The organism is Collinsella sp. Sow4_E3 (genome assembly GCF_052116285.1).
In the GTDB taxonomy this organism is placed as follows: Bacteria; Actinomycetota; Coriobacteriia; order Coriobacteriales; family Coriobacteriaceae; genus Collinsella.
The window spans coordinates 1-418 of sequence record NZ_JBQKLJ010000131.1; the positions used below are offsets into that span (position 1 = coordinate 1).

Consider the following 418-nt stretch of genomic DNA (forward strand, 5'->3'; position numbering starts at 1 on the left):
TTCGTATTGTTTCAAACAGAAGACTGCTTCGAGTACCACTGCCAACCTCACCACCTTGCTTCATGCCTATTCGACTAAAATCTTGACAAGGACTGCCGTGCATAAGAATATCTATCTTCTCATCTGGCGGATGATAATCCGTTACTGACTGGGGTTTATAATCTTCTCCATAGAGCTGGTTATAGCTTTTCACACAATTTTTATCGTTCTCGATATAGTCAATGACCTTATATGGTATTTTCTGATTGATGAGTGCTTTTCTAATTGCTCCAATCCCTCCAAATAGTTCTAACACTAATATTTGTTCGATTGCTTTCACCTCCCTGGAATAAAAAAAAGAGGGACAAGCTTTCATCACTCATCCCTCAAAATCTGCTGTATTCAATTATTTATGGTACTGATTTACCAGGTTTGAAAT

At 37.8% G+C, this 418-nt stretch carries 1 protein-coding gene; it reads right to left on the bottom strand.

All coding sequences use genetic code 11. The features are described 5' to 3' along the window. On the bottom strand, positions 1 to 355 hold a 355-nt coding region (locus ACTQ48_RS11610; RefSeq protein WP_441571089.1), incomplete at its 3' end, for a DNA cytosine methyltransferase. Positions 356 to 418: the final 63 nt, after the last annotated feature.